The sequence below is a fragment of the Lutibacter sp. genome, assembly GCF_041596795.1.
Classification (GTDB): domain Bacteria; phylum Bacteroidota; class Bacteroidia; order Flavobacteriales; family Flavobacteriaceae; genus Lutibacter.
Window position 1 is genome coordinate 1 of sequence record NZ_JBFHHX010000207.1, and the last position, 4199, is coordinate 4199.

5 protein-coding genes are annotated in these 4199 nt (G+C 30.2%); all 5 read right to left on the reverse strand.

The genetic code is table 11. The annotated features are described in order from the left end of the window. Window positions 1–66: 66 nt before the first annotated feature. Window positions 67–648 carry a DUF5683 domain-containing protein gene (locus tag ABY298_RS15205; protein ID WP_372746902.1) on the reverse strand — a complete coding sequence of 194 codons (582 nt, stop codon included), beginning with the start codon at window positions 646–648 and terminating at the stop codon, window positions 67–69. After that, window positions 648–1550, reverse strand: coding sequence for a ParB/RepB/Spo0J family partition protein (locus tag ABY298_RS15210; RefSeq protein ID WP_372746903.1), 903 nt, complete (start codon window positions 1548–1550; stop codon window positions 648–650). Before ABY298_RS15210 ends, ABY298_RS15205 begins: the two co-directional genes overlap by 1 nt. Beyond that, entirely contained in the window at window positions 1534–2313 is a 780-nt protein-coding gene (locus ABY298_RS15215; protein WP_372746904.1) for a ParA family protein, read from the reverse strand. Before ABY298_RS15215 ends, ABY298_RS15210 begins: the two co-directional genes overlap by 17 nt. A 122-nt stretch (window positions 2314–2435) precedes the next feature. Beyond that, window positions 2436–3893: an aminoacyl-histidine dipeptidase gene (locus ABY298_RS15220; protein WP_372746905.1), complete on the reverse strand. Its 1458-nt coding sequence runs from the start codon at window positions 3891–3893 to the stop codon at window positions 2436–2438. Between the two features lie 17 nt (window positions 3894–3910). Next, the coding region (locus ABY298_RS15225) for a nitroreductase family protein (RefSeq protein ID WP_372746906.1) at window positions 3911–4199 on the reverse strand (289 nt) is incomplete at its 5' end.

Genomic DNA, 4199 nt, shown 5'->3' on the forward strand with positions numbered 1-4199 from the left:
GTTGCAAAGCAATTTGTTCAATTGTTTTCCCCATTCTTCCGTAACCTAAAAGTGCTATTTTCATTATTAAAAGTTAAAATTTATAGAGGCGCCAACAATAGATTTGTTGGTAACTGAATTTTGTATTATTTGAGGTGAAAAAGTTAAATTATCGTCTACGTTATGTTGTAATAAGTGAGCATTTGTGCTGGCTTCAATAATTTGTAAAAAGTATAAGCCAATAGTTACAAGTAGCGATAAATCTCTGTCTTTTTTATAGCTTTCTTGTGCGCTTTCTAATGCTGTTGTTGATAAATAAATGTTATCACCTAAACCATCATAGTCATCTGGTTTACCGTTAAGTCTTAGTTTATAGGCGGTTCTAGCTTTGTTATAATATTTATTATTATAATCATATACTAAAATACCACTTCCTAACGCACCATATATCAATGGTATTTTCCAATACTTTTTGTTATATGCTTGTCCTAATCCTGGTAAAATTGCAGAATAAAAGGCTGCTTTCGCCGGAGATAATGGATTAAATGTGTAAGGTTTTAAAATGGTATCTTTAATTTTAATTTGTAGGTCTTCATCTTTTTGAGAATAACACTTAAAATTGAAAATGATTAAAACAATACTAAATATGTACAGATGTTTTTTAAACACTATTCTAATAGTTTTTTAATTCTGTTAAAATCTTCTTCAGAATGAAAAGGAATTAAAATTTTTCCTTTGTCAGCCCCAGATAATTTAACATCTATTTTATGTCCAAAATAGGCACTAAAGGTTTTTAAACCATTTGAGATAAATTCTGGAGCAACTTTATTTTGAACTGATGGTTTTGCAATTACTTTTAACGGTGTTTCTTTTCCATCTTTTACCAATTGCTCTGTTTGACGAACAGATAATTTTTGTTCAATTATTTTTTCGTAAATACTTAATTGTTCTTCAGGATCTTCAACATTTATTAATGCTCTTCCGTGTCCCATAGATAAAAAGCCATCGCGCATTCCTGTTTGAATAATTGGATCTAATTTTAACAACCTTAAGTAATTGCTAATTGTAGAACGTTTTTTACCAACGCGGGCACTCATTTCTTCTTGGGTTAAATCTATTTCATCAATTAAACGTTGGTATGTAAGTGCAACTTCAATAGGATCTAAATCTTTACGTTGTATGTTTTCAACCAAAGCCATTTCCAACATTTCTTGATCATTGGCAAGTCTAATGTATGCTGGTATAGTTGTGTTTCCTATTAATTTAGAAGCTCTAAATCTTCTTTCACCTGAAACTAATTGAAATTTATTTCCTTCAAATTTACGAACTGTAATTGGTTGAATTACGCCTAATTCTTTAATAGAAGTGGCTAATTCTTGTAAAGCTTCTTCGTTAAAATAACTTCTTGGTTGGTATGGATTAACTTCTATAGATTCTAAATCAATTTCTAAAATATTACCAACAAGTTTGTCAGCAAATTTATCTTCAGCAGAATTTATATCTGAATTTGTTTCTTTTAATAAGGCAGATAATCCTCTTCCAAGTGCTTGTTTTTTAATTGCCTTTGCCATTTTTATTCTGTTTTAATATTTCGTTTGCTAAGTTAATATAATTTACTGCGCCTTTACTTGTAGCGTCATAAGATATAATACTTTCGCCAAAACTTGGAGCTTCACTTAACCTAACATTTCTTTGAATAACTGTTTTAAACACCATATCTTGGAAGTGTTTATTTACTTCTTCAACAACCTGATTTGATAGGCGTAAACGCGAATCGTACATTGTTAATAACAATCCTTCAATATCTAAATTTGGGTTATGAATTTTTTGAACACTTTTTATGGTGTTTAATAATTTACCCAATCCTTCTAGTGCATAATATTCACATTGAATTGGAATAATAACCGAATCTGCTGCAACTAAAGAGTTTAAGGTAATTAATCCTAATGATGGAGCACAATCAATTAAAATAAAATCGTAATCATCTTTAACGTCTTTCAACATTTCTTTTAGCATGTATTCACGATTTGGTTTATCAACTAATTCAATTTCAATAGCAACTAAATCAATATGCGCAGGAATAAGCTCTACATTTGGAGAATTTGTTGCAATTGCAGCTTCTTTTGCTGTAGTTGCATGTTCTAATAATTGGTAGGTTCCTAATTCAACTTCGTCAACATTAATACCTAACCCCGATGAAGCATTTGCTTGAGGATCAGCATCAATTAACAACACTTTTTTTTCTAAAACACCCAGTGCAGCAGCTAAATTTACTGTTGTTGTTGTTTTGCCAACACCGCCTTTTTGATTGGCAATTGCAATAATTTTTCCCATTGAAGATTATCAAGTTTATTTAAGCTGTAAAAATACAATTATTTATGGTTTATAAAAGGGAATATTGTTAACAAAGCCATAAAAAAAAAGAGGTTAAAAATTTTTAACCTCTTTTTGTAATATTATTTTTTAAATTGGATGTTTTCCAGTATGTTAAGTAAAAATTTCCAAAATTTTTGACTTGATTTTATACTAGCTCTTTCGTCTGGAGAATGAGCTCCTTGTATAGTTGGTCCAAATGAAATCATATCCATTTCAGGATAGTTTGTTCCTAAAATTCCACATTCTAAACCAGCGTGACAAGCAACAACATTTGCATTTTCATTAAAAAGTTTTTGATACGTATCTGTTAAAACTTTTAAAATAGGAGAGTCTACATTTGGTTTCCATCCTGGGTATGATCCGGCTAGCGTAACTTTAAATCCACTTAATTCAAATGTTGATTTTAACATATTAGCCAAATCAAATTTAGAACTTTCAACCGATGAACGTGTTAAACATAATATTTTAATCAATTCTTCCTTTACAATTACACGAGCAATATTGTTAGATGTTTCAACTAAATCTTTCATATCAGGACTCATTCTATACACTCCATTATGTAATGCGTATAAAGTTTTTATCAAGGTATTTTGACTTATTGAAGTCATTACTTTTTTAGGAACAGCAGTTTCAATAAATGTAATTTCTAAATTTGGATCTACTATTTTTTGTTCTGCTTTTATTTCTTTAGCAATTTTTGTAATTACTTTTAAAAATTGATCTTTATACAATTCTTTTACCGATACAAGTGCAAAACTTTCTCTAGGAATAGCATTTCTTAAACTTCCACCATCTATTTCAGATACGCGTATATATTCTTGAGAACCAAATAAAAGGCGATTCATAATTTTGTTGGCATTTCCTAATCCTTTGTGGATATCCATTCCAGAATGCCCGCCTGTTAAACCTGTAACTGAAATTGAAATTCCAACACTATTACTAGGTGAATTAACTGCGTTGTACGGGTTTTGTGCAGTAACGTCAATTCCTCCAGCGCATCCTATATCAATTTCATCATCTTCTTCAGTATCTAAATTTAATAATATTTCTCCCTCTAAATAACCAGCTTGTAAACCCATTGCGCCAGTCATTCCAGTTTCTTCATCAATAGTAAATAATGCTTCTAATGCTGGATGTTGGATAGTTGTAGATTCTAAAATTGCCATAATTGCTGCAACTCCTAAACCATTGTCAGCGCCTAATGTAGTTCCATCTGCTTTTACCCAATCACCATCAATTATCATTTTAATTCCTTCTGTATCAAAATCAAAATTTGTATTGGAGTTTTTTTGATGAACCATATCTAAATGAGATTGCAGCACAACTGTTTTTCTGCTTTCCATTCCTTTAGTAGCTGGTTTTTTTATTATTACATTTCCAACAGGATCTATGGTAGTTTTTAAATTTAACTTTTTCCCAAAGTCGGCCATAAATTGGATAACTTTTTCTTCTTTTTTTGATCCTCTTGGTACAGCATTTAAATTTGCAAAATTATTCCATAATTCTTTTGGCTCAAGGGCTCTAACTTCTTTACTCATAATTATTTTTAATATTTTTAGTTTGATTTATTTTCTGAAATGTTAATAATCATTTCACTTAAAGGTTTTCTAACCTTTTTCATAGTACTCATTATATCATCATCGGCTCTAATTCCAACTGGTAATAATAGCACAGATGATAAATTTAAAGCTTTTAAATTTAAGAGTTCATCAACTTTTGCAGGTATAAAACCTTCAAGCGGACACGCGTCAATTTTTTCAATAGCACATACTGTCATTAAATTTCCTAACGCAATATATGCTTGGTGTTTTGCCGATAAAACCCTTTCTTCAACGGTTTTATTA

Excerpts from the sequence above, each read along its gene's own strand:
- ABY298_RS15215 (WP_372746904.1), bottom strand. The coding sequence starts at position 2,313 with ATGGGAAAAATTATTGCAATTGCCAATCAAAAAGGCGGTGTTGGCAAA.
- ABY298_RS15210 (WP_372746903.1), bottom strand. The coding sequence starts at position 1,550 with ATGGCAAAGGCAATTAAAAAACAAGCACTTGGAAGAGGATTATCTGCC.
- ABY298_RS15220 (WP_372746905.1), bottom strand. The coding sequence starts at position 3,893 with ATGAGTAAAGAAGTTAGAGCCCTTGAGCCAAAAGAATTATGGAATAAT.